This window comes from Candidatus Latescibacterota bacterium (genome assembly GCA_020633725.1).
In the GTDB taxonomy this organism is placed as follows: domain Bacteria; phylum Krumholzibacteriota; class Krumholzibacteriia; order JACNKJ01; family JACNKJ01; genus VGXI01.
Map to the genome: position 1 here is coordinate 204,561 of JACKDC010000002.1, position 25,310 is coordinate 229,870.

20 protein-coding genes are annotated in these 25,310 nt (G+C 70.9%); 4 read left to right on the forward strand and 16 right to left on the reverse strand.

The window, feature by feature from the left end; genetic code table 11:
• Window positions 1-52 precede the first annotated feature (52 nt).
• From H6693_05380 to H6693_05390, 3 genes are read left to right on the forward strand one after another with little or no spacing between them, the layout of a single operon-like run.
• The gene (locus H6693_05380) at window positions 53-772 is read left to right on the forward strand and encodes a hypothetical protein (GenBank protein ID MCB9515603.1); all 720 of its coding nucleotides are present in this window, start codon (window positions 53-55) and stop codon (window positions 770-772) included.
• Between the two features lie 16 nt (window positions 773-788).
• Window positions 789-2,792 (forward strand): Na+/H+ antiporter NhaC family protein, encoded by a 2,004-nt coding sequence (locus H6693_05385; GenBank protein MCB9515604.1) that lies wholly within the window; start codon window positions 789-791, stop codon window positions 2,790-2,792.
• Window positions 2,793-2,838: 46 nt separating this feature from the next.
• Entirely contained in the window at window positions 2,839-4,416 is a 1,578-nt protein-coding gene (locus H6693_05390) for a T9SS type A sorting domain-containing protein (GenBank protein MCB9515605.1), read from the forward strand.
• Window positions 4,417-4,434: 18 nt separating this feature from the next.
• On the opposite strand, the gene H6693_05395 is transcribed toward H6693_05390, so the two are convergent.
• The 7 genes from H6693_05395 to H6693_05425 are packed head-to-tail and all read right to left on the reverse strand — an operon-like array spanning window position 4,435 to window position 12,386.
• The gene (locus H6693_05395; GenBank protein MCB9515606.1) at window positions 4,435-6,456 is read right to left on the reverse strand and encodes a heavy metal translocating P-type ATPase; all 2,022 of its coding nucleotides are present in this window, start codon (window positions 6,454-6,456) and stop codon (window positions 4,435-4,437) included.
• Window position 6,457: 1 nt separating this feature from the next.
• Window positions 6,458-6,781: an iron-sulfur cluster assembly accessory protein gene (locus tag H6693_05400; protein ID MCB9515607.1), complete on the reverse strand. Its 324-nt coding sequence runs from the start codon at window positions 6,779-6,781 to the stop codon at window positions 6,458-6,460.
• Window positions 6,778-8,376 carry an aminotransferase class V-fold PLP-dependent enzyme gene (locus H6693_05405; GenBank protein ID MCB9515608.1) on the reverse strand — a complete coding sequence of 533 codons (1,599 nt, stop codon included), beginning with the start codon at window positions 8,374-8,376 and terminating at the stop codon, window positions 6,778-6,780. Before H6693_05405 ends, H6693_05400 begins: the two co-directional genes overlap by 4 nt.
• 56 nt (window positions 8,377-8,432) lie before the next feature.
• On the reverse strand, window positions 8,433-9,713 hold the full coding sequence (locus H6693_05410) for an MFS transporter (protein MCB9515609.1): 1,281 nt from the start codon (window positions 9,711-9,713) through the stop codon (window positions 8,433-8,435).
• Complete coding sequence (locus H6693_05415) at window positions 9,710-10,228, reverse strand: LUD domain-containing protein (GenBank protein MCB9515610.1); 519 nt, start codon at window positions 10,226-10,228, stop codon at window positions 9,710-9,712. Before H6693_05415 ends, H6693_05410 begins: the two co-directional genes overlap by 4 nt.
• Window positions 10,225-11,655: a lactate utilization protein gene (locus H6693_05420; GenBank protein ID MCB9515611.1), complete on the reverse strand. Its 1,431-nt coding sequence runs from the start codon at window positions 11,653-11,655 to the stop codon at window positions 10,225-10,227. Before H6693_05420 ends, H6693_05415 begins: the two co-directional genes overlap by 4 nt.
• Window positions 11,652-12,386, reverse strand: coding sequence for a (Fe-S)-binding protein (locus H6693_05425; GenBank protein MCB9515612.1), 735 nt, complete (start codon window positions 12,384-12,386; stop codon window positions 11,652-11,654). Before H6693_05425 ends, H6693_05420 begins: the two co-directional genes overlap by 4 nt.
• Before the next feature lie 249 nt (window positions 12,387-12,635).
• Here H6693_05425 and H6693_05430 point away from each other — a divergent pair, with 249 nt between their 5' ends.
• Window positions 12,636-15,947 (forward strand): T9SS type A sorting domain-containing protein, encoded by a 3,312-nt coding sequence (locus H6693_05430; protein MCB9515613.1) that lies wholly within the window; start codon window positions 12,636-12,638, stop codon window positions 15,945-15,947.
• Window positions 15,948-16,125: 178 nt separating this feature from the next.
• On the opposite strand, the gene H6693_05435 is transcribed toward H6693_05430, so the two are convergent.
• The 9 genes from H6693_05435 to H6693_05475 all read right to left on the reverse strand — a co-directional run bounded on the left by H6693_05435 (window position 16,126) and on the right by H6693_05475 (window position 25,285).
• Window positions 16,126-16,914: a phosphate ABC transporter ATP-binding protein gene (locus H6693_05435; protein ID MCB9515614.1), complete on the reverse strand. Its 789-nt coding sequence runs from the start codon at window positions 16,912-16,914 to the stop codon at window positions 16,126-16,128.
• Window positions 16,907-17,671 (reverse strand): phosphate ABC transporter ATP-binding protein, encoded by a 765-nt coding sequence (locus tag H6693_05440; protein ID MCB9515615.1) that lies wholly within the window; start codon window positions 17,669-17,671, stop codon window positions 16,907-16,909. Before H6693_05440 ends, H6693_05435 begins: the two co-directional genes overlap by 8 nt.
• Entirely contained in the window at window positions 17,665-18,534 is an 870-nt protein-coding gene (gene pstA / locus H6693_05445; GenBank protein ID MCB9515616.1) for a phosphate ABC transporter permease PstA, read from the reverse strand. Before pstA ends, H6693_05440 begins: the two co-directional genes overlap by 7 nt.
• Window positions 18,535-18,536: 2 nt before the next feature.
• On the reverse strand, window positions 18,537-19,481 hold the full coding sequence (gene pstC, locus H6693_05450; GenBank protein ID MCB9515617.1) for a phosphate ABC transporter permease subunit PstC: 945 nt from the start codon (window positions 19,479-19,481) through the stop codon (window positions 18,537-18,539).
• A gap of 1 nt (window position 19,482) precedes the next feature.
• Window positions 19,483-20,568 (reverse strand): hypothetical protein, encoded by a 1,086-nt coding sequence (locus tag H6693_05455; GenBank protein ID MCB9515618.1) that lies wholly within the window; start codon window positions 20,566-20,568, stop codon window positions 19,483-19,485.
• A gap of 27 nt (window positions 20,569-20,595) precedes the next feature.
• A complete protein-coding gene (locus tag H6693_05460) occupies window positions 20,596-21,462 on the reverse strand; it encodes a PstS family phosphate ABC transporter substrate-binding protein (GenBank protein MCB9515619.1) in 867 nt (288 codons plus the stop codon).
• Between the two features lie 114 nt (window positions 21,463-21,576).
• Complete coding sequence (locus H6693_05465; GenBank protein MCB9515620.1) at window positions 21,577-22,260, reverse strand: DUF2461 domain-containing protein; 684 nt, start codon at window positions 22,258-22,260, stop codon at window positions 21,577-21,579.
• Window positions 22,261-22,318: 58 nt separating this feature from the next.
• Entirely contained in the window at window positions 22,319-23,773 is a 1,455-nt protein-coding gene (locus H6693_05470) for a hypothetical protein (GenBank protein ID MCB9515621.1), read from the reverse strand.
• A 36-nt stretch (window positions 23,774-23,809) separates the two neighbouring features.
• Window positions 23,810-25,285 carry a hypothetical protein gene (locus H6693_05475; protein ID MCB9515622.1) on the reverse strand — a complete coding sequence of 492 codons (1,476 nt, stop codon included), beginning with the start codon at window positions 25,283-25,285 and terminating at the stop codon, window positions 23,810-23,812.
• Between the last annotated feature and the right edge of the window lie 25 nt (window positions 25,286-25,310).

A 25,310-nucleotide genomic window follows, 5' to 3' on the forward strand; every position in this document is an offset into this window, starting at 1 on the left:
CCAGTGCGGCGGTTCCCGCTGCCGGCAGACCCGACATGCGATGAGGACGACAATGGACACCCCGACTGAGTACGTTTGCATCGATCCCGAGGTCGGCGAGCTGCGCCACCGGGAGCGCAGCTCGCTCAGCGACCAGGAGCGCGGCGCCTTGGAAGCGCACCTGGCGATCTGCCGTTCCTGCGAAGTGGTCGTCGCCATGGACAGCGTGCTGCGCGACGCCGGCGCCGCCTATCGCCAGCAGTGGCGGGCCCGCCTGCGCAGCATGGCCACGGGCCTCCGCACGGCGGCGGCCGGCTGTCTCGTGGCCGGGCTCATCGGCATCTTCCTGCTGACACCATCTCGCGGCCCCCTGTTCGGCGGCTCGTCCGCGCGGCTCACGCTGGGCGATGAAGGCGTCGTGGTGGAGCGGCCCTTCGAGGGCGAGGTGCTCGCCCCCAGCGGCGGCGACCTGCGCTGGACCGGCGTCGAGGGCGCGCAGCGCTACGACGTCACCGTTCGCGGCATGGGCTCGGACTACCTGTGGACGCGCGAGGGCGTCGAGGGCACGCAGATCACCCTGCCCACCGACGTGCCCGCCGGCGGCTGCGTCGCCGAGGTGATGGCCCTGCCCGATCACCTGGCCGGCGGCCTGCCCGGCGAGGTCTACTTCCAGCGCGGCAGCTGGGCGCAGTTCGCCAGCTATCGGCTCCAGCACCTGCCGCGCGTCGCCCTGGCCCTGCTGGTGGCGGGCGTGATCCTGCTCGGGATCGGCTTGTCGATACGCCCCCGCTAGACGATACTCGGCGCCCATGACGGTGCGCCCCCGCTTCCTGCCGAGCCGCCGCCAGCTCCTGCCGCTCGGCCTGGGGCTCGTGGTCCTGCTGCTGCTCAGCCGCCTGCCCGCCGACCCCGATCGGCTGGTGCCCGCCGGCCTCGAACGCTCTTTCTTCCCCGGCCTCGCCGCGCGCTTGGCCCCCCACGGGGGCGCGGCGGGGCGTGAGATCGTGCTCAGCCTCGACGGCCCCGGCGCCGCGGGCGTGCGGCCCGTCCTCGAGCGCGAGCTGGAGGCACAGGCCGCCGCCGCGCCCGACAGCGCCCAGATGCCGCTGCACCTCAGCCTCGCGTGGACTCAGGAAAGCCGCCACGCGCTGCAGCTGCGCGGGAGCATCCGCACGCTTCGTCTCGAGACCTTCGTGGACGAGCGCGTCCCCCTGCCCGGCTGGGAGAGCCTGCTGCCGCCGCTGGTGGCGATCGTGCTGGCCTTCGCCTTCCGGCAGACGCTCCTCTGCCTCTTCGCCGGCATCTGGGTGGGGGCGACGCTGATCGTCGGCGGCAGCCCGCTGACCGGTCTCTTCTGGGTCGGCTACGAGGGCATCCTGCGCCACGCGCTGCTGGACCGTTTCCGGATCGAGATCCTGGTCTTCATCTTCGGACTGGTGGGCACGGTGGGCATCATGAGCCGCATGGGGGGCGTGGCGGGCCTGCTGCGCGCGGCGGGGGGCGCGGTGCGCGGCGTGCGCTCCACGCAGCTCTTCGCGTCGGCCATGGGGCTGCTCATCTTTTTCGACGACTACGCCAACACCATCCTCGTCGGCACCACCATGCGCCCGCTCACCGACCGCTGGCGCGTGAGCCGCGAGCGGCTGGCCTACATCGTGGACTCCACCGCCGCCCCCGTGGCCGGCCTCAGCGCGCTGTCCACCTGGGTCGCCTACGAGATGAGCCTCTACGCCGACCAGCTGCCGGCGGCGGGGATGCACCAGGACGCGTACATCGTCTTCCTGCGCACGCTGCCCTTCCGCTTCTACTCGATCTTCACGCTGCTGCTGGTGTTCATGGGAGCCGCCATGGACCGCAGCTTCGGCCCCATGCTGCGCGCCGAACGCCGCGCGCGCGCCGGCGCCGTGAGCCCCGAGGACGAGACCGGCGGCCGCGCCGAACGCCTCAGCGCCAAGGCCCTGCGCCGTACGGCGGCCAAGCCTGGCCTGCCCGCGCGCTGGATCAACGGCGCGCTGCCGCTCGCCGTGATCGTCGGCGTCACGGTGGCGCTCATGCTGGCCTACGGCGACGTGGACGGCCGCGGCCTCGCCGCCCTCGGCGACCTCGTCTACCTGCGCGACACGGTGCTCTCCAACACGCAGAGCGCGCGGGCGCTGGCGTTCGCGTCGATCGCAGGGTTCGCGGTGGCGATACTGCTCGCCCGCGGCCAGAAGCTGCTCGGCTGGCGCGAGGCGCTGTCGGCCGGCGTGGGCAACTTCTCGGCGATGCTCGAGGCCGTGGGCATTCTCATCCTGGCCTGGGTGATGGGCCGCGTCTGCGACGACCTCGGCACCAGCCACGCGCTGATCGCCGCCACGGGCGGGCGGCTCGCGGACATGGCGCTGATCTTCCCGCTGATCCTCTTCTTGACGAGCGCGTCCGTGTCCTTCGCCACGGGCAGCTCGTGGAGCACCATGGCGATCCTGCTGCCCAACGTCACCGTGCTCGCCGCGCGCCTGGGCGAGGGCACGGCGCTGGGCGCCGAGGGCCTGCTGCTGCTGTCCATCGGCGCGGTGCTGGAGGGCAGCATCTTCGGCGACCATTGCTCACCCATCAGCGACACCACCGTGCTCTCCAGCGTGGCCAGCAGCTGCCCGCACATGGCCCACGTGAAGACGCAGGCGCCCATCGCGCTGGCCGCACTGGGGCTGAGCGTCGTGGCGGGCTACCTGCCCGTGGCGCTGGGCCTGCCGGTGGGCGCGTCGCTCGCGATCGGGGCGGTGGCGGCGTGGCTGCTGCTGCGGGTCGTCGGGCGCGTGCCAGGGGCGGCGTGACCGTGTTATAGTTGATGCAAGGGCACACCTTCGAGGGAGGTCGACCATGCGCGCTCACAGGCTGGCTCTTGCCGTCACGCTGTTGACCCTCCCCGTCGCCGGTCACGCCCAGTATCCCAACGTTCGCGTGAGCGCGACCTGGAGCGCCGATCCGGAGGAAGTCACGATCGCGGTGAACCCGGTGGATCCGGAGAACCTCGTGGCCGGCGCGAACATCTTCCGCAGCTACACGTCCTTCGACCGCGGGCTGAGCTGGGCGCAGGGGGGGATCACCTCGACGCTCGGCGTCTGGGGCGACCCCTGCGTGCACTTCGACGCCTTCGGCACGGCCTACTACGCCCACCTGTCCTACGGCTCCGGGCCCGACGGCTGGCTGGACCGCATCGTCGTCCAGCGCTCGCTGGACGGCGGCCTGAACTGGGACGACGGCGTGGGCGTCGGCTACAACCCGCCCAAGGACGAGGACAAGGAGTGGCTCGCCAGCGACCAGACCGGCGGCCCCTTCCACGGCAACGTCTACCTGGCCTGGACCGAGTTCGACGCCTACGAGAGCACGAACCCCGCCGACAGCTCGCGCATCCGCTTCGCGCGCAGCACCGATCACGGCGCGACCTGGTCGACGGCGATCACCGTCAGCGACCTCGGCGGCAACTGCCTGGACGCCGACGACACGGTGGAAGGCGCCGTGCCCGCCGTGGGGCCCGAGGGCCAGGTCTACCTGAGCTGGGCCGGCCACGAGCAGATCTACTTCGACCGCTCGCTGGACGGGGGCCAAACCTTCGGCACCGACCGGGAGGTGGCCACGCAACCCGGCGGCTGGGACTTCGCCGTGAGCGGCATCTACCGCGCCAACGGCTTCCCCGTCACGGCCTGCGACACCAGCGACTCGCCCTATCGAGGGCGCGTGTACATCGCCTGGTCGGACCAGCGCGCGGGCTCGAACGACACGAACGTCTACCTGATCAGCTCGGACGACCAGGGCGACAGCTGGACCGCGCCCGTCCGCGTGAATGACGACGCCACGAGCCGCCACCAGTTCTTCCACTGGCTCACCGTGGACCCCGCGACCGGCAGCCTCTACCTGGTCTTCTACGACCGCCGCAACACGGTGGGCGACGCCACGGAGGTCTATCTCGCCCAGTCCACCGACGGTGGCGCGAGCTTCGTCAACACGCTCGTCAGCGAGACGCCCTTCACGCCCTTGAGCCAGGTCTTCTTCGGCGACTACATCGACATCGTGGCGCTGGACGGCCACGTGCACCCGATCTGGATGCGCATGGACGCCGGCGACCTAAGCGTCTGGACCGCCACCGTCAGCGTGGCCACCGACAGCGGCGCGCCCGGCTACGCCTTCCAGCTCGCGCAGAACTATCCCAACCCCTTCAACCCGACCACGCACATCCGCTTCACGCTGGACGAACCCGCCGAGGTTGAGCTCACCGTCTTCGACGTGACCGGCCGCCGCGTGGACACCCTCGCCCACGGCATGCTGCTCGGCGGCACGCGCGAGCTGCGCTGGGACGGCACCGACGAGCGGGGTACCCCCGTGGCCGGGGGCGTCTATCTCTACCGGCTCACGGTGGCCGGCCGGTCGGAGACGCGGAAGATGCTGCTGCTCCGCTGACCCGCCCCCGGGGGCGGGTCAGGGCGCGAGCCGCGTCGCCCCCGGCGCGCGCAGCAGGCGCAGCGCGTTCGCGATCACCAGCAGCGATGCGCCCATGTCGGCCACGATGGCCATCCAGAGCGTCGCGCGGTCGGCGAGGGCGAGCGCGAGGAAGATCAGCTTTAGCCCCAGCGCCAGGCCGAGGTTCTGGCGGATGATCCCCAGCACGCGCCGCGAGTGGCGGACGAGCCAGGGCAGGTGGGCGAGGTCGTCGCTCATGAGGGCGATGTCCGCGGTCTCGATGGCCGCGTCGGCGCCCATGGCGCCCATCGCGATGCCCAGGTCCGCGGCGGCGAGGGCCGGCGCGTCGTTGATGCCGTCGCCGACCATGGCCACGGGGCCGTGGGCCGCGAGCGCGCGCAGGGCCCGGGCCTTGGCGTCGGGCAGCAGCTCGGCGCGCAGGGTCGGCGTGGCGCCGCCGGCGCGCAGCGCGGGGCCGAGGGTTTCGACCACGCGGGAGCCGTCGCCGCTGAGCACTTCCTGATGCCGGATGCCGAGCCGCGCCAGCTCGCCGAGGGCGGCCGCGGCCTCGGGGCGGAGGGCGTCGCGCGCGGCGAGCAGGCCGACGATGCGGATCTCGTCGGCGACGAGCAACAGGCTGTGGCCCTTGGCCTCGGCGCGGGCCATGGCCATCGCCACGCCTCGCGGGTCGCGACCCAGTTCGCCCATCCAGGCCGGGCTGCCGATCCAGTAGGCGCGGCCGTCCACGTGGCCGGTGAGGCCGCGGCCGGGCACCGTCTCCATGTCTTCGGCCGGCGGGGTCGCGAGTTCGCGCGCCGCCGCGGCCTCGCGCACCGCCGTCGCGAGCGGATGCGTGCTGTGGGCTTCGAGCCGCGCGGCCAAGCCCAGCAGGGCGGTTTCGTCCAGCCCGGACTCCGGCGCGGGCGACACGCGCGCGATCTCGAGCTCGCCGCGGCTGAGGGTGCCGGTCTTGTCGAAGGCCATGGCCTTGAGGCGCGCGGGCAGCTCGAGGTAGACGCCGCCCTTGATCAGGACGCCTTCGCGCGCCGCGCGCGCGAGCCCCGCCACGATGCTCACCGGCGTCGAGATCACCAGCGCACAGGGGCAGGCGATGACCAGGATCACCAGCGCCTCGTAGATCCAGCGCGACCAGGCGCCGCCGAAGACGAGCGGCGGCACGAGCGCGATCAGCGCGGCCACGCCGAGCATGATGGGGGTGTAGACGCGCGCGAAGCCGTCCACCCAGCGCTCGGCCTGGGCGCGGTTGCCGCGCGCCTCCTCCACCTCGCGCAGGATGCGCGCGAGCAGGCTCTCGCGCGACGTGTGCGTCACCGCGATCTCGAGCACGCCCTCACCGTTGATGCAGCCGGCGTAGACCGCGTCGCCCGGCGCCTTCGCCACGGGCTGGCTCTCGCCGGTGAGCGGCGACTGATCCACGCCGCCGCGGCCGGCCACGACCTCGCCATCGAGGGGGATGCGCTCGCCGGCCAGCACGCGGATCCGCGCGCCGACGTCCACGCGCTCCACGGGCGCCGCGCTCTCCGCGCCCGCGGCGTCGAGCAGCCGCGCGGTCTCCGGCGCGATCTCGAGCAAGCGCGCGATGGCGCGACGTGCGCGTCCCACGCTCCAGGACTCGAGCACCAGGCTGAAGGCGAAGAGGAAGCTCACCGCCGCCGCCTCGAAGAGCGCGCCCAGGGCCACGGCGCCGAGGACGGCGATCGTCATGAGCAGGTTCATGTCGGGGCGCAGCCGCGCCAGCGACCGCCAGGCCCGCGGCAGCACGAAGAGCAGCCCCGCGAGCACGGCGCCGCCGTAGAGCAGCGTCGCGGCGAAGGGCGGCGAGCCGCCCTCGAGCGCCGCGCGCCAGCCTCGCGTCACCTGATGTGCAATGAAGGCCGCGACGAGCAGCAGGCCGCTGAGCGCGGTGAGACGTCCCCGCCAGTCCCAGCGTGCGCGCGCGTGCGCGTGAGACGACGACGGCGCGGCGGGCGCCGCACAGGAATCGCCGCAGCCGCAGGCGATGCCGTCGTCGAGGGACACGCTAGACCGAGAAGCTCGTCCCGCAGCCGCAGCCGCCCGCGGCGTTCGGGTTCTCGAAGCGGAAGCCGCCGCCGATCATCTTCTTCTCGTAGTCGATCACGAGGCCCTTCACGTAGAAGTAGCTCTTCATGTCGACGACCACGTCGATGCCCGCCGTCTCGAAGCGCTGGTCGCCTTCGCCGAGGGCGTCGTCGAGCTCGAGCTCGTAGCTGAAGCCGCTGCAGCCGCCGGCCTTGATGGCCACGCGGAGGAAGGCCTCGGGATGGCCGGACTGCTCGCGCAGGCGGCGCACCTCGCTGGCGGCGGTGTCGGTGAGCGTGATCATGCCGTGCTGCTCCTTGTGCTGGTTGTCGTTTCGGGGTCGCGCCGGGGATCGGCGGCGCGCAGGTCGGCCACCGCCTCGGCGATCGCATCCACCACGCGCTCCACCTCGTCGGCCGTGTTGAAGCGTCCGAGGCTCAGCCGCAGCGCGCTGCGCACGCGCGCGGGCGGTAGGCCCATGGCGCTGAGGACGTGCGACGGCGCGTCCGTCGCCGAGCTGCAGGCCGAGGCGCTGGAGAGCGCCACGTCGCGGATGCGCATCAGGAGACCGTCGGCCTCCACGCCCTCGATGCTCAGGTTCAGGTTGCCCGCGAGGCGCGGACTCGGTGCGCCGTTGAGCACGACGCCGGGGACGCGCTCGCGCAGGCCCGCCAGCAGGCGGTCGCGCAGGCGGCCGAGGCGCGCGGTCTCGGAGGCCATCTCCTCGACGGCGATCTTCGCCGCCTCGCCGAAGCCCACGATGCCCGGCACGTTCAGCGTGCCCGAGCGCAGGCCCTTCTCGTGCCCGCCGCCGTGCAGCTGCGGCTCCAGCCGCACGCGGGGCGTGCCGCGCCGAACGGCCAGCGCACCGACGCCCTTCGGCCCGTAGAGCTTGTGCGCGGAGAGGCTCATCAGGTCGATCTGCAGGGCCTCCATGTCGAGCGGGATCTTGCCGGCCGCCTGCGCCGCGTCCACGTGCAGCAGCGCGCCGCGCGCGCGGACCATGGCGCCGACGTCGGCCAGCGGATGCAGCAGGCCGATCTCGTTGTTGGCGGCCATGAGGCTGACGAGGACGGTGTCGTCGCGCAGCGCGGCGGCGAGCTCGGCGAGGTCGAGGCGGCCGTCATTATCAACACACAGTACACTTAGCTCCCAGCCGCGACGCGCCAGCGCCTTCATGGGATCCAGCACCGCCGGGTGCTCCGTGGCGCAGGTGATCAGGTGCTTCCCGCGCCCCGCGTAGGCCTCGGCGACGCCCTTGATGGCCAGGTTGTTGGACTCGGTGGCGCCGCTGGTCCAGATCAGCCCGCCGGGCTCCGCGCCCACCAGCGCGGCGACGGACGCGCGCGCGCCCTTCACCGCGGCGGCCGCCTCCCAGCCGTAGCTGTGCTGACGGCTGGCCGCGTTGCCGAAGCGCGCGTCGAAAAAGGGCGCCATGGCCTCGCGCACGCGGGGGTCCAGCGGCGTGGTGGCCTGGTTGTCCAGGTAGATGGGCCGCGCCGCCCGGACCGGGGCCGCCCGGTGCCCCGCCAGCTCGACCAGGCTCAGCGCGGCGAACTGCCGCGCCAGCTCCTCGCGGACGGCGGCCAGGGGAGCCGAGTAGCCGCAGACCGCGGCGGCGCCTTCCGTGTCGTCCCCCGCGCCCTCCACCGCCTCGATGATCGCCTTCAGCGAGATCGCCGCCGCCGGCTGCGCCAGCCGGTAGCCGCCCCGCGAGCCCAGCCGGCTCTCGCAGAGCCCGGCCCGGGCCATGGCCTGGAGCAGCTTGGCGGTGAGCTGGACGGGGATGTCATGGCAAGCCGCTATCTCGCGGGCACTTACCGGCCCGGACGCCTCGCCGGCGGCCATGTGGAGCAGGGCCTGGACGGCGTAGTCGGTCTTGCGGGTGAAGCGCAGCATGCCGGGCTTTCGGAGTCGGGGACCGCTTACTCAAATGCCGACCATTTTGGTCGGAGTCACAAGGTAGAAGCGCGTTCCGGGTCTGTCAAGGCGGGATCGCCTGGCATGGCGAGGAGCAAGATCAGGCCCAGGAGAAAGAAGATCCCGAGGGCGAGGATCGACAGGCGGGCGGTGCCCGTCGCCTGGCGGATCGCGGCGAAGAGGATCGGCCCGCCGATCGCGCTGAACTTGGCGAAGACGCTGTAGAAGCCGTAGTACTCCGCGCTCCGCTCCAGCGGGACGAAGCGCGCGTAGAGGCTGCGGCTCAGCGCCTGGGTCGCGCCGAGGCAGAAGCCCACCGCCGCGCCCAGCACCCAGAACTCCCAGGCCGCCGCCAGCCGGTAGCCCCAGGCGACGACGCCGAGCCAGATCACGAGGCTCAGCACCAGCGCGCGCTTCGCGCCCCAGCCGCGCGCCAGGCGCCCGAAGAGCAGCGCGCCGGGCACGCCGACGGCCTGCACCAGCAGCAGCGTGCCGAGCAGGGTGCCGGTATCCAGGTGCAGCTCGTCCTTGCCGTAGATGGACGCCATCTTGACCACGGTCTGGATGCCGTCGTTGTAGAAGAGGAAGGCGAGGCAGAAGAGCGCCAGCGCGGGCCGCGCGAGCACTGCGCGGAAGGTGGCCGCCGTGCCGCGCAGGGCGGCGGCGGGGCTCGTCCGGCGCGCGGCCCCCGGCGGCTCCTCCATCAGGCGCCAGGCCACGAGCCCGAAGCCGCCCCACCAGAGGCCCGCCGACGCCAGTGCGATGCGCACGGCCCACTCCTTCGTCAGCCCGAAGCTGCCGTGGGCCTGGATCAGGATCAGGTCGACGAGGAAGAGCAGCCCGCCGCCGGCGTAGCCCCAGGCGAAGCCGCGGGCGCTGATGCGGTCGCGCTCGGACGCGTCGCCGAGGCCGGGCAGGAAGGCGTCGTAGAAGATGTTCGCCGCCACGAAAGCCGTGCCCGCGGTGACGTAGAGCGCGAGGGCCGCCCAGACGTCCCCCGGACCGATCGCGATCAGCGCCACGGTGGCCACCGCGCCGGGCAGGAAGCAGCCGAGGAGCCAGCGGCGGCGGCTGCGCGTGGCGTCGGCGAGCGCCCCCAGCAGCGGCGCGCTGAGGAAGACCAGCAGCGTCGACAGCCCCGAGGCGTAGCCCCAGAGGCTGGTGGCGCTGAGCGTCGCGCCGAAGACGCGGAAGCCGCCCGCCGGCACCACCGCCTCGGCGAAGTAGACCGGCAGCAGCGCCGCGAGGATGACCGTCGCGAAGGCGGAGTTCGCCCAGTCGTAGAGGTAGAAGCCGCGCAGGCTGCGGGCGCTCACGGCGATGCCTCCGGCGGCAGCACACCCGGCGCGAAGCGGCCACGCAGCAGCGCGGCGGGCGCCGTGGCGAGCACGAGACGGCGCGGGCCGTGGGCGCCGAGCACCAGCGTCTTCTCGATGTCCGCCGTGCGGCTGGGTCCGGTGATGAGCGTGAGGCTGTGGCCTGCGCGCGCGCGGAACTCCGGCGCGAGACGGGTGAGCAGGTCGGCGAGGCGTTCGACCACGCAGTCGTCCGCGGCCAGCGCGAAGTGGGTTTCGGCGAGGAACGCGCCGCGCCGCGCGCCCGGGTGGCGCGCCGACAGCGCGAGCGAGCCCGTCTCGGCGATGACGCCTTCGAGCACGGCGAAGCCGCGGCCGTCGTCGAGGAGGCCGGCGGGGTCGAGCAGGCCGGCGCGTTCGGTCCAGCCGGCTTCGGCGAGGAAGGCGGCCAGCGCCGCCGCGTCCGCGAGCTGCCGCCACTCGCAGCCGCTCTGCGCGAGGCGCTCGGCGAGGAGATCGCGCAACTCGGCCGTCATCGGATGCGCTCCGGGTGCCGCCGCCGCAACTCGGCCGCGAAGCTGCGCGGGGGCGCAGGCGGCAGCGCGTGATTCGCGCTCCACGCGCGGCCGAAGGCGGCGGCGAGGGCCGGGGAGACGCGCAGCGCGACGCGCATCAGCCCGGCGGCGAGGCGGAAGCTCCGCGGCCGCGCGCTGAGCGCCGCGAAGACGCGCCAGGGCGCGCGGCGGCCCGCGGGTGCATCCTCCTCCTTGGCCACCCGCGCGCGCCAGATGAGGTCCGGCAGCGGGATCTCCGCCGGGCAGATTTCGGCGCAGGCGCCGCAGAGCGAGCAGACGTCGGCGAGGCTCGTCTCCAGGCGGTGGGCCGAGCGGCCGTCGGCGGCGGGCGGCGTCGGGGCCGCCAGGTAGGGCGACTGCAGGATGCCCATCGGCCCCGGGTAGATCGTCCCGTAGCTGTGTCCGCCCGCGTGGCGGAAGCAGGGGCAGACGTTCAGGCAGCTCCCGCAGCGCAGGCAGGCCAGGATCTCCGCCTCGGGGCTCGCCGCCAGGGCGCGGCGGCCGTTGTCGACGAAGATCACGTGCCGGGCCGTGGGGCCGTCGCCGACAGGCGCTGGACCATTGATCAGGCTGACGTAGCTGCCCGCCCGCTGTCCCGTGGCGTTGGCGGGGAGCAGGCGCAGCAGCGGGTCGAGGTCGGCCAGGCGCGGCAGCACCTTCTCGATGCCGGCCAGCGCGATGTGCAGCGGCGGCACGCTGGAGCAAAGGCCGATGTTGCCCTCGTTCTCCACCAGGACCAGGCTGCCTGTCTCCGCGATGACGAAGTTCGCCCCGGTGATGCCCGCGTCCGCCGCGAGGAAGCGCTCGCGCAGGTGGCGCCTCGCCTGGGCGGTGAGGGTGGCCGGGTCCTCGCTGGGCGTCTCGTCGGGCCAGAGCCGCACGAAGAGCGCGCCGATCTGCCGCCGGTTCAGGTGCAGCGCCGGCGCGGTGATGTGGCTCGGCCGCTCGCCGAGCTGCTGTACGATGAACTCGCCGAGGTCGGTCTCCACCACGTCGAGGCCGGCGGCCTCGAGCGCGGCGTTGAGCTCGATCTCCTCGGTGATCATCGACTTGCTCTTCACCACGCGGCGCGCGCCGGCGTCGCGCAGGATGCCGAGGACGAGCCCGCGGGCCGCGGCGGCGTCGGCGGCGTGGTGCACCGTGAAGCCGGCGGCTTCCATCTGCGCGACCGCCCGGCCGAGCAGCGCTTCGCGCGCGGGGGCGTCGGCGTGGCGGGCGGCGGCCACGGCGTGGCGGTCGGCGTCGGCGCTGGGGAGCGCGGCGAGCAGCGCGCGGCGCTTGGCGAGCGTGCCGCCGGTGGCGCGTCGCAGGTTGCCGTGCAGTTCGGTGTCGGCCAAGGCGCGGGCGGTCCGTCGGCGGAAGGCGGCCAGCGCCGCCGGCGCGCTCATGCGCCCGCCCCCGGGGGCGGCGCCAGGATCTCGACGAAATGCAGCGCGCGAAGCGGCCGCCCCAGGTGACGCGCCCGACCCTCGAGGTGGAGGAGGCAGCTCACGTCGGTGAGGGCGAGCGTGTCGGCGCCCGCCTCTGCGAGCAGGGCGAGGCGCTCGTCGGCCTGCGCCACGGACAGCTCGGGCAGCTTCACGGCGTAGACGCCCCCGAAGCCGCAGCATTCGTGCTCGGGGCCGGAGGCGTCCACCAGCTCCAGGCCTTCGACGGCGGCGAGGAGGCGGCGGGGCTCGTCGACGAGGCCGAGTTCGCGCAGGGCGTGGCAGCTGTCCTGGTAGGCCACGCGCCCGGGCCAGCGGGCGCCGAAGTCCACGCGCCCGAGCCGGTTCACCAGGAAGTCGCTGAGCTCGAGGCAGCGCGGGCCGAGGGCGGCGAGGGCGTCGCGCTCGGCGGGTGCGAGCCCGGGAAGGGAGTGCAGCCGGCGGAGCATGGCCACGCAGCTCCCGGACGGGCTGAGCACCAGCTCCGCGTTCTCGAAGCGCCGCAGGAAGTTACGCGCTGCGGGCAGGGCCTCGTGGGGATGCCCGGCGTTGTAGGCCGGCTGGCCGCAGCAGGTCTGGTCGGCCGGATAGGTCCAGTCGAGGCCCAGGCGGTCCAGGAGACGCGCGAGCGCCAGGCCCACGGCCGGCCGTAAGTGCTCAACATAGCAGGGGATGAAGAGCTCGAGGCGCATGGGGGGACTCTAGTCCAAGCCCAGCGCCGTTGGAAGCGGTTCCTTGTGCCGCCGAGAATGTGTCCGGGGCCGGGAGGCCCCGGATCTCGTGCTGTTAACAGCGTTGACGCTCACGATGGAGTGCCAGCCGCCTTCACGGAGGGGCCTCGAGGGCCGCAGACACACTTTCAGCGGCACAGGGTTTCTGATAAAATGACCCGGTAACCCGCTACCTTGTCACTCGGGCCACTCCATGCAATAGGGGGAAACATGAGACGACTGAGCGTGCTCATCGCTGTCGTCGCGCTGCTCTTGTCGGCCACGTCGGCCGGCGCGCGACAGATTGCGGTCGCCAGTGGCGATGACGCCTACTCACTGCGCGTGCTCTCGGCCACGCCGGAGCGCAGCGTCGTGCAGCTGGATCTGAATCACTTCGATCTCGAGGGCGTCGAGATCGACGGCGACAAGTGGGCCACCCTGGCCCTCGACAAGCTCGCCCTCCACCAGGAAGCTGGCCTGCCGGCGCTGCCCACCGTGCGGCGGTCGCTGGCGGTCCCCGGCGACGGCATCATGGGCCTCACGGTCACCGGCGCCGACTTCGTGGAGTTCGCGGGCGTGGACGTCGCCCCGTCCAAGGGCAATCTCTCGCGCAACGTGGACCCCGCGATGGTCCGTTACACTTTCGACCGCTTCTACGACCAGGACGCCTGGTACCCGAGCAAGACCGCGCAGCTCCACACGCCCTACATCCTGCGTGACGTGCGCGGCCAGGTGCTCGAGCTGAACCCGTTCCAGTACAACCCGGCCACGCACACGCTGCGCGTCTACACCACGCTGCAGGTGGAGGTGGCCTGGGCCGCGCCGGGCGGCGAGAACGTTCTGGCCGGCCGCACGGCCGCGCCCGTCGACGAGTTCGCGAAGATCTACTCGCGGCAGTTCATCAACTACGACGCCATGGGCGATCGCTACGCCAGCATCCCCGAGGTGGGCTCGATGCTCGTGATCACCTACGACGCCTTCGCGTCGGCGGTGCAGCCGTTCGTGGACTGGAAGAACCAGATGGGCATCGCCACCACCATGGTCAACGTGAGCGCGGTGGGCGGCACGGGCACCCAGATCAAGGCCTACATCCAGAATCTCTACGACACGACGGATCTGGCCTTCATCCTGCTGGTCGGCGACGCCGCGCAGGTGCCCTACTACAACAACGGCGGGGCGTCCGACCCCAGCTACACCTTCCTCGCCGGCGCCGACAACTACCCCGACGCGTTGATCGGGCGCATGTCCGCCGAGACCATCGCCCAGGTAGAGACGCAGGTCGTGCGCAGCGTCGAGTACGAGCGCGACGCGCAGGCGGCCGCCTGGTACGGCCAGGGCATCGGCATCGCCTCGGCGCAGGGTGACGGCATCGGCGACGACGGCGAGGCGGACTACGTGCACATGGACGTCATCCGCGGGAAGCTGATGGGCTTCACCTACGCCGGCGTCGATCAGATCTACGACACCAACGGCGGCAACGCAACGATGGTGACCAACGCGCTGAACGCCGGGCGCAGCATCATCGACTACTGCGGCCACGGCAGCATGACGAGCTGGGGCACGACGGGCTTCTCGAACACCAACGTCAACGCGCTGGTGAACGACAACAAGTTGCCTTTCATCCACAGCGTTGCCTGCAACGTCGGCGAGTTCCAGAGCGGCACCTGCTTCGGCGAGGCCTGGCTGCGCGCCACCAACGGCGCCGAGCCGACGGGCGCGGTGGGCTTCTACGGCTCGACGATCAGCCAGAGCTGGGCGCCGCCCATGAGCGCGCAGGACGAGACCATCGACCTGCTCGTCACCGGCGCCAAGCGCTGCTTCGGCGCGCTCTGCTTCAACGGGGCTTGCCTGATGAACGACGAGTACGGCGCCAGCGGCGAAACCGAGACGAAGTACTGGACCGTCTTCGGCGACCCCAGCCTGCGCGTCCGCACGGACGAGCCCACGGCTCTGGCCGTCGATCACATCGAGACCGTGGATCCGCTGATGGCCTACTTCGACGTCACCACCACGCCCGGCGCGCTCGCGGCGTTGAGCTACCAGGGCGACTACGTCGGCGCGGCCTTCGCGGACGCCGCCGGCCTGGCGCGGATCCCCTTCACGGGCGATCTGCCGACTCCCGGCCAGGAGGTCACCCTCACGGTCAGCGGCTTCAATCATTTCGTCCACGTGGAGAACGTGCTGGTGGGCGACGGCCTCGTGCCCACCTGCGACGTCACGCCGCTCGCCTTCACGAAGGTCATGACGCAGGACATGCTGATGACCGACTACCTGCACATCGCGAACAACGGCGAGCTGGGCTCGACGCTCTACTACAACATCAGCCTCAGCGACCCCGACTACCCGACGGGCGGCGGCATCGGCCTCGATCGCAGCATTGCGGGCTCCACGATGACCGCGGATCTGCCGGGCTACTTCCCCGGACAGACCTACGACGTGGTCTTCACCGCGAACTGCGTGTCCAACGACAGCGAGTGGATCAAGTACGTCGATTTCGATCTGCCCGCCGGCGTGGTGCTGAACTCCGCGACGTCCATGAGCGGCGGCTCCGGCGGCGACATGCCCTACAACGGCGGGACCGGTGACGGCGTCGCCTCCGGCTGGTCGGGCACCGGCACCTGGGGCAGCATCTATCCCGGCGAGTCCGCGTCGGCCACCGTCAGCCTGACCTTCAACAGCAGCGCCGACGTGGTGATCCCCTACACGCTCACCGGCGACATCTACGGCAGCGAGCCGCACACGTTGAACGGCGAAATCGTCATCTCGCTGCTCGGTCCGGCCGTGAACGTGGTCTTCCCCAACGGCGGCGAGATCTGCGCGATCGGCGACATGATGCCGATCCAGTGGACGGCCGGCGGCGGTCCTGCCTACGTGAACGTCGAGCTGACGCGTGACGGCCACAGCTGGGAAACCCTCGCCAGCGGCCTGCCCGCGGGCTTCGGGCAGTTCGCGTGGAACGTCGACGGCCCGATCACCGCGGCCGCGCGCGTGCGCGTGACCGACGCGGACGACCCCGGCGTCACCGACACCAGCGACTCGGCCTTCACGATCTATCGCACGATGACCTGGGTCAGCATGACGAGCACCGGCGGCAGCGTGCCCGAGGGCGAGAGCGTCTCGCTGCCCGTGATCTTCGACAGCACGGGTCTGCCCGACGGCACCTACCACACGAACATCGCCATCAGCAGCAACGCGGGCGGCCAGCTCGTGGTGCCGGCCACGGTGGAGGTGCTCTTCGATCCCACGGGCGTGGAGACGGCGCCGACGGCCCTGCGTCTGGCCCAGAACCATCCGAACCCGTTCAACCCGAAGACCGTCATCAGCTTTGCGCTGCCCGCCGCGGGCGACGTGAGCCTGCGCGTCTTCGACGTTCAGGGCCGCGCGGTGGCCACGCTGCTCGACGGCGTGCAGCCCGCCGGCGACCACCACGTCATCTGGGAGGGCCGTGACGATGCGGGCCAGGCGCTCGCCTCGGGCGTCTACTTCTACCGCCTCGAAACGGCGGGCGAGACCCAGGTGAAGAAGATGCTCCTGATGAAGTAGCTCGCTCGTGTCCTCTCGCGCGATGCTTCGAAGGCGCGCAACCCGGACACAAGCTCGCTAGCATGAAGAACAGAGGGGGAGCCCGATGGCTCCCCCTTTCTTCTCTTCATGCGAGCGAGTGGGCCCTTTGGCCGAGTGCCTCACGAAGTGCGAAACGAGCGGGAAGGGGCCATGAGGCCTATCCGTAGCGCCCCTCGATGTAGTCCGCCGTCTCCGCATGCCGCGGCGTGACGAAGAGCGTGTCGGTGGGCGCGTGCTCCACCACCTTGCCCAGCAGCATGAAGATGCACTCCTCGCTGGCGCGGCGGGCCTGGGCCATGTTGTGCGTCACGATGATGATGGTGTAGTCGCCGCGCAACTCCCACATGAGCTCCTCGACGGCCTCGGTGGCCTTGGGGTCGAGGGCCGAGCAGGGCTCGTCCATGAGCAGGAGCACGGGCTTGACCGGCAGCAGGCGCGCGATGCAAAGCTTCTGCTGCTCCTCGAGGGAGAGCAGGGTGGCGTCGCGGTCGAGGTGGTCCTTGACCTTGTCCCAGAGCAGCACGGTGCGCAGCGCCTGCTCGACGATCGCCTCGCGCTCCGCGCGGCCCACGCGGCCGCCCGGCAGGTGGAGGCGCTGGCCGAAGAGCACGTTCTCGCGGATCGACAGCGGCAGCGGGTTCGGCCGCTGGAAGACCATGCCCACCTGCTTGCGCACCTGGACCAGCTCGACCTCGGGCGCGAGCACGTCCTGTCCCATCACCGTGATGCTGCCGCTGGTGCGCACGTAGCCGAGGCGTTCGTTGATTCGATTCACGCTGCGCAGCAGCGTGCTCTTGCCGCAGCCCGAGGGGCCGATGAGGCTGGTGATCTGTCCCTGCTTGATCTTCAGGTTCACGTCGAAGAGGGCCTGGAAGCTGCCGTACCAGAGGTTCAGATCGCGCGTCTCGACAGCGATGGGGGCCCTTGCCGTGCTGGGGTTAGCCAAAGCGCCCCTCCACGTACTCGCGCGTCCGCGCGTCCTTGACCTGCCGCGTGAAGAGATCCTCGGTGGGGCCCACCTCGACGCACTCGCCGCTCAGGAAGAAGGCCGTGCGATCGGCGAGGCGGCGCGCCTGTTGGACGAGGTTCGTCACCAGGACGATCGTCACCTCGGCCTTGAGTTCCTTGAGCACGTCCTCGATGCGCATGGTGGTCACGGGGTCGACGGCGATGGAGAACTCGTCCAGCAAGAGCAGGTCCGGCTCCTGGCTCAGCGCGCGCGCGATGGTGAGGCGCTGCTGCTGGCCCCCCGACAGCAGGCTGCCGAGGGAATTCAGGCGGTCCTTGACCTCGTCCCAGAGCGCGGCGCGGGTGAGGCAGCGCTCGACCACTACATCCAGCGCCTGTCGGCGCTTCAATCCTGCCAGGCGAGGCGCCAGCGCCACGTTGTCGTAGATGGACAGCGGCAGGCCCACCGGCAGGGGAAAGACCACGCCGATGCGCCGGCGCAGGGCGTAGAGGTTCTTCCACTCGCGGATCGGGCGGCCGTCGAGGCGGATCTCGCCTGTCACGCGCATGCCGGGGACGAAGACGTCCATGCGGTTCAGCGCGCGCAGGAAGGAGGTCTTGCCGCTGTTGGCCGGGCCGATGATGCCGAAGATCTCGCCGGCGTGGACGTCCAGCGACACGTTCGCGAGCGCGGACTCGCCGGCGTAGCTGATGCCGAGCCCGTCCACGGACAGCTTGGGCACGGCCGCTACCATTTCTTCCTCCCGCGCAGCCACATGCGGAAGCCGATGGACAGCGCGTTCATGATCAGCACCAGGCTGATCAGGACCAGGGCGACGCCGTAGGGCAGGGCCTCGGGGACGTCCGGCACCTGGGTCGAGATCACGAAGAGGTGCAGGCTGAGCGCCATGGTCTGATCGAAGACCGACTGCGGCAGGAAGGGCAGGAAGAGCGCCGCGCCGGTGAACATGATCGGCGCCGTCTCGCCGGCCGTCCGCGACACCTCGAGGATCACGCCCGTGAGGATGCCGCTCACGGAGTTGGGCAGCACGACCGTGCGGATCGTCTGCCAGCGTGTGGCGCCCATGTTCCAGCAGGCCTCGCGGAAGGCCTGGGGGACGGCCTGCAGGCTCTCGCGCGTGGAGACGATCACCACGGGCAGCGTCATCACGGCCAGCGTGAGGCTGGCCGCCAGGATGCTCGTGCCGAAGCCGAAGAACAGGACGAAGGCGCCCACGCCGAAGAGGGCGTGCACGATCGACGGCACGCCGGCCAGGTTGATGATGGCCAGGTTGATCGCGCGCGTGAGTGCGTTGTCCGGCGCGTACTCGCTCAGGTAGACCGCCGCGGCCACGCCGATCGGCACCGAGACGAGCAGCGCCACCGCCACCAGCCAGATCGTGCCGATGAGTGCGGGGAAGATGCCGCCGGCCGTCATGCCGTTGGTCGGCTCGCTCAGCAGGAAGTCGAGGCTGATCACCGGCGCGCCCTTGATCACGAGCACGGTGAGGATGATCAGTACCGGCGCGACCAGCAGCCCCGTCATCACGCCGAAGAGCAGGCGCACCAGGCGCTGGTTCCGGCGATTGCGCGCGTTGAGCGGGGTGGCCTGGAACATGCCTAGCGCCTGCGCACGCCGCGGACGATGAGATCGGCCGTGAGGTTGATCACGAAGGTCACCAGGAAGAGCAGGATGCCAAGGGTGAAGAGGGCGCGGTAGTGCTCGGAGCCCACGGCCGTCTCGCCCAGCTCGGCGGCGATGGTGGCCGTCAGCGCGCGCACCGAGTCGAAGACGCTGGTGGGCAGGTGCACCGAGTGGCCGCTGGCCATGAGCACGGCCATGGTCTCGCCGAAGCCGCGACCCACGCCCAGCAGCACCGCGGCCACCAGCCCGTTGCGTCCGGCGGGCAGGACCACGCGGCGGATCACCTGCCAGCGCGTGGCGCCCATGGCCTCGGCGGCCTCGCGGTAGCGATCGGGGACGGCCTTGAGGGCGTCCTCCGCGATGGTCGTCATGATGGGCGCGGCCATGAGGCCCAGGATCACGCCCGCGTTCAGCACGTTCAGGCCCACGGGCACGTGGAAGAGCTCGATGATGAGCGGGTTCATGATGCTGAGCCCGATGAAGCCCCAGACCACCGACGGAATCGCCGCCAGCAGTTCCACCAGCACCTTGAGCACCTCGCGCGTCTTGCCCGTGGCGAACTCGGCGATGAAGATCGCCGCGCCCAGCGAGAAGGGCACGGCCACGAGCATGGCGAGGCCCGTCACGCTGGCGGTGCCGGCCAGCAGGGCGAGGATGCCGTAGGTGGGCCGGGTCTCGGAGGTCGGCCGCCAGTTGATGGACCCGAAGAACTCGCCGGGATTCAGGTGGTGGGCGATGAAGCCGAAGCCCTCGGCGGTGATGAAGACGAAGATGCCGAGGATGAACACGATGGCGCTGATGCCCGCCACGAAGACCAGCACCTGCACGCCGCGGTCGATCCACCAGGCGGCGTCGCGGCGGTCCCGCGCCGGAGGCAGGCTGCGGCGCGCGCCGGGGCCGGGCTGCTCGGCGGCGGCCATGTCAGCCGGCCTCCTCGCCCATCAGCAGCTCCATCAGCTCCTGCAGGCGCTGCGACAGCGCGCGATGCGCCGTGGCCAGTCGCTCGCGTTCGTCGCCACCGTCGGGCGCGGGCGGGTCCAGGTTCCAGTGCAGCAGCACGGTGCGGAAGGGGAGCTCGCTCAGGCGTTCCCGCAGCTCGCCCGTCACGGCGATGATGATGTCGTAGGCCAGCAGCGCGTCGTGCTCCAGCGGCAGCGGGGTGGGCGAGTGCGCGACGTCGGCCAGCCCGTGCGCGGCCATGTAGGCCTGCGCCGCCGGGTCGATGGCATCTGCGGGCGCCCAGCCCGCACTTTCGAAGACGCCGGCGTCCGGATACGCCTTGCGCGCCAGAGCCGCCGCCAGGGGCGCGAGGCAGCTGTCGTGCTCGTCGACGAAGAGGATGCGATGGCTTCGCGGCCGCTTGGCCACGCCCTGCACGGTGAAGAAGGTCTCCTCGCAGATGTTCCGCGCCTGGTCGGTGATCCGCTCCAGGCGGTAGAAGGTGATCAGGAAGGCGAAGAGGTCCTGCGGCGGGCGCGACTGCTTGGCGCCCACCTTGAGCAGGTCGGCGTAGAGCTTGCCGAAGGTCTTGCGCGAATCGTAGGCGGCCTGCAGGGCCGTGCGGGCGAGACCGTCGTCGCCGGCGATGAAGGCCGCCGTGGCCTGGCGCAGGTTGTCGCGGCTCTGGTCGAGCATCAGCTCGATGTCCTTGGCGACGGTCTTCGGCGGCTGCCTGGAGAGGAGCAGCGCCTCGCGCGAGATCGAGCAGGCGTAGTCGCCGATGCGCTCGAAAGCCACGGTCAGGCGCAGCACCGAGGAGATGAAGCGCAGCACGCCGGCGCTCGGCAGGTGCCGCACGATGAAGCTGTGGCAGAGCCGGTCGAGGTCCCGCGTGATGCGGTTGATGGGGTTGTCCTCGATGATCGTGCGCGAGGCCAGCTCGTCGTCGCCGCGCAGCATGGCGGTGGTGGACTGGGCGATGGCCGTGTCGATGCGCTCGGCGAGCAGCGATAGCTGGCTGCGGATCTGCGCCAGGTCGCGCTCGAGACGCGCCTCGTAGTGGGACATGTCTCCCCCCGGGGGCTGGAGTGTCGGCTAGTCCAGCTGCCGGACGGGCGCGTAGCCCTTGTCGCGGATGATGCGCTGGCCGGCGTCGCTGAGGATCCAGTCCAGGTAGGCGCGCACGGCGCCCGTGGGCTCGCCGGCCGTGTACATGAACAGCGGCCGCGCGATCGGATAGCTCTTGTCGTGGGCGCTTTCCTCCGTGGGCTCCACGTAGGGCTCGCCTTCGCCCCGCGAGACGGGCACCAGCCGCACCTCGTCGGTGGCGTAGGCCAGACCGCTGTAGCCGATGGCGCCGGGGGTCTTGGCCACCAGGTCCACCACGTCCTTCGAGCCGTGCATGTCCAGCGAGCCGAGCTTGTACTCGTGGCCGGGGCCGAGCACGGCCTCCTTGAAGTAGGCGTAGGTGCCGCTGTTGTTCTGGCGGCTCACGCGAACGATGTGGCCGTCTTTCGCGCCGGGGACGTCCACGCCCAGCTGCGACCAGTTCTCGGTCTTGCCATTCTCGCCGTAGATGTCCGCCAGCTGCGCCAGCGTGAAGCCGGCGATGGGATTCTCCTTGTGGACGTAGACCGCCAGCGCGTCGTAACCCACTACGAACTCCACCGGCTCGATGCCGTTCGCGCGCGCCTGCTCGATCTCGCTGTCCTTCATCTTGCGGCTTGCGTTGGCGATGTTCACCGTGCCGTTGATCAGCGCCGAGATGCCCGTCCCGCTGCCGCCGCCGGTCACCGCCACGGCCACGTTGGGATCCACGGTCTTGTAGGCCTCGGCCCAGGCCTGGGCCACGTTGACGAGCGTGTCCGAGCCCTTGTTCTGGATCAGCGCGCGGGACGTCGAGTCGCCGCGCCCGCAGCCGAGCGCCGCGAGCAGGCAGAGGGGCAGCAGCCAGGTCCGCATGGTGAACTTCTCCTCGGGGTTGCCGGGGTTCGCCGGGCAGGCCGGTAAAGGCGGCATGAAGGTCGTGTGAAGACGCTCCCGGTATAGCGGACCCCGGGGTCGAAATCAAGGCCCTCAGAGCACGCGCAACTGCCGGTGCAAGGGGAGCATGGCCTTGAAGTGACCGTGCACCAGATCGACCAGTTCGGGACCGCTCGACTCGGCGGGGAGGCCCAGACTCAGGCCCGCGTAGAGCCCCTTGCGGCGCAGGAGATCGGCCCGCGGATGCTCGGGGTCCAGGCCGCGCGGCACGCGCTGGGTCTGCTCGCCGCCCACCGTGTAGCCGCGGCGTTCCACCTCGCGCGCGGCCCGCTGCAGCGCGGGTCCCGCCTTCGGGTCGAGGACGCGCTCGCGATAGGCGGCCAGGGCGTCCTTCGAGAACTGGTAGAAGCCGTCGCCCAGGTAGATCTCCGTAGCGCTGAGCTGGAAGTAGAAGCCGGCGCTCTCGAGCTTGTGGCCGAGACCCTCCCACCAGAGGATGCCCAGGTGCGTCTTGAAGGGCGACTTGTCGGGGCTGAAGCGGATGTCCCGGTGCAGGCGGAAGATGCTGCGGTCGGTGCGGGGGTCGGCGTTGATGCCGGGGACGTCCTTCGCGAGGCGCTTGCCCACCTCGACCACGAAAGCCCGCGCGGGGCCGAGCACGGACTCCTCGTAGTCGGCGCGATGGGCCTCGAACCAGGCCTTGTCGTTGTTCTTGGCCAGCGCGCGGAAGAAGCGCGGCGCGGCGGGCGGGAAACCGGTGAACTCGCTGGTGGACATGCTGGCGCTCCCTGGGACGTGGAGGGAGCGCCAGCCTAGCAGGGGCGAGGGCCGCGAATCAACGCAGCAACGTGAGCTTCATGGATTCGCGGTGGCCGCCTGCCTCCAGCGCCAGCAGGTAGACGCCGCTGGCCAGCGCGCGGCCGGACGCGTCGCGGGCCTCCCAGTCCAGCGCGTGGGGGCCGGCGGCGAGGCGCTGGCCATCGAGCACGGTGGCCACGCGGCGACCGTCGAGGGCGTAGACCGCGAGGCGGACGTCGGCGGCCGCGGGCAGCGAGAAGCTCAGGCGGGTCTTGGGGTTGAAGGGGTTGGGGTGCGCGGTGAGGAGCGCGGCGGGCGACGGCGTGTCGTCGACGGCGGTCACACCCTCACAGCCCTGCCCCTCGGCGCCCATCTGCACGGCGCAGGTGTTGTTTGCCGGGAGGCAGGGGGAGGTGTCGTAGAGGGAGAAGTCTCCGCCGGCCCAGTCGCAGAACTGCGGGTTCTCGCTCATGTTGCAGCCGACGCCGTATTGGTCGGCCAGCACCCCCACCCAGTCGCCCCCCACGTTGCCGTAGAGATCGCAATCCGTGAAGGTGAGTTCGTAGTCGCCGAGCGCCGGCTGAACCACGTCCCCTCCCTGGCGAAGGCTGAAGATGCAGCGCTCCACGCTGACGCCGCCCTGAGACTCCTCCTGCACGATGTCGGCTCCACCCTCGGCGCCGTTGGCCACGAAAGTGCAGCCAGAGATCGTGGCGATCGGTTGGCCGCTGAAGCCGCTCTCGAACCACAGGCAGGAGCCGGGATTGAACGCGAACTCGCAGCCGGTGACGACATGGTATTCCGTGCCGCGGGAGAAATGCACCAGGCTCACGGCATCGTTTCCCGCGAAGCGGCAGTTCGTGAAGGAACCCGACCCGTAGTCAGCCTCGTTCACGGCCACGCCGACAAGGCTGTAGCCCGACGGCGGCTGGTTGTTCGTGAAGGTGCAGTTCTCCAGCGTAGGATAGTAGGCGCTGGCAATCGGTGAGAAGTTGCTCTCGAACAGACAGCCCGTCGCGCTGCAGGAGGCTGCGCTGATCACCAAGGCGCCGCTGTTCCCTCGCACGACGCAGTCGGTGAGCGCCGCCCAGTTGGAGACCACCAGTCCATGCCCGCCTTCGATCACGCAGTTCTCGAAGCGGAATGGACCGGGATGCAAGGTATTCGTCACCGGGCCCGCATTGCGGATGCCGATGCCGGTGCACCACAGGCCATCCGTGGCGGCACCGAGATCGAAGCCTCCCGCATCGAGAATGCAGGCCTCAGGATCGCCGCTTTGCGAGGCGAGCAGAGTGTACTCGATCTGCAGATCGCGGTTGCCGGGACCGGTGAAGACTCCGTCGCCGAGCAGGATGGTCGCGCCGTAGGGCGTGGCGTCGATGGCCGCCTGGATCGTTGGGTAGTCACCGCTGCCGTCGGGAAGCACCAACGTCGCGTGGGTCGTGCCCGCGACGCCGACCAGGACAACCAGCGCAAGGGTGATACGTTTCATGACCGACTCCTTCTGGTGCCCGATTCCTGGGAAGCGCTATCTCAGCAGCGTCAGCTTCATCGACTCGCGAGTGCCACTCGCATCGAGCGCCAGCAGGTAGACGCCGCTGGCGAGGGGGTGTCCGGACGCGTCGCGGGCCTCCCAGTCCAGCGCGTGGGGGCCGGCGGCGAGGCGCTGGCCGTCGAGCACGGTGGCCAGGCGACGTCCATCGAGAGCGTAGACCGCGAGGCGGACGTCGGCGGCCGCGGGCAGCGAGAAGCTCAGGTGGGTCTTGGGGTTGAAGGGGTTGGGGTGCGCGGCGAGGTGCGCCGGCGCCGACGGCGTGTCGTCCACGGCCGTCACCGTCTCGCAGCCCTGGCCTTCGGCGCCCATCTGCACCGTGCAGCTGTTGTTCGCGGGCAGGCAGGGGGAGTCGTCGAAGAGGGTGAGCGTGCCGGCGGTCAGGTCGCAGAAGCGGGGGTCCTCGAAGACGCTGTTCACGGGCACGAACCAGCCCGTGGGGACCTGGAAGAAGTCGCTGCAGGTGATGGTGGGCGGTGTCATGCCGGGCGCGAGGTTGAGGAGCATGCCCTCGTCGCGGAAGGCGAAGATGTTGTTGCCCATCTCCGAGCCGTCGCCGAAGCAGGCGACGCAGTCCATGCGGATGAGATCGCTCCCCGCGCCGTAGTTCTCCGCGAAGGTGCAGCCGTGGATGTTGGGGTAGACGTCTGTGAGCTCGGCGATGGTGCCTTCGTTGCGCCAGAAGACGCAGTCCTCGAGGGTGAGCTGGATGGGGGGTTCCCAGTCGTGCGGATCGGCATCGTCGAAGCGGATCAGGGCCGGCGCGTGGTTGTCCTCGAAGCGGCAGCCGTGGAAGCTCGCGCCGGCGCCGTAGATGGTCTGGTTGTAGTGCGCCTCGAACAGCGGATCGTCGCCGCTGTCGTTGCCCCGGAACAGGCAGTCGTGGAAGCCGATGTTGGGACTGCCGAAGGACGCGTGGTTGTCGATGAAGCTGCAGCCGGAGCAGAGAACGCCGCCGGCTTCGCCCGCGCCCACCGGCGGCACGAGACAGTCGGTGAAGCTGCAGTCGTAGAAGTAGAGCGAGCCGAAGAAGGCGTAGGCCCCGCCTGTCGTGAAGGTGAAGCGGCAGTTGTGGAACTCGTAGCGGGCCCAGCTGGCGCCGACGCCCCCGCAGTTCGGAAAGCTGATAGCGGAGATCACCGCGTTCGTGCCTTCGGAAGGCATGCTCGAAAAGAGCCGCACACCCTGTGCATCGATCAGGCAGGCCGAAGGGTCGCCGGAGACCGAGCGGATGTAGAGGTTGTTCTGCCCGGCCTCGAGCGCGGAGTTCCCCGGGCCGGTGAAGACGCCGTCGCCCAGAAGAATCGTGTCGCCGAGGCTGGAGGAGATGACGTCCAGCGCGGCCTGGATCGTTGGGTAGTCGCCGCTGCCGTCCGGGTTCACGAGTATCGTCCCGGCGGCGGGTCCGGCCGCGAGTAGCAGGAACAAGCCGACCGTCAGCAGACGCTTCATACCGCACCCCCCGGTTCATGCCCGA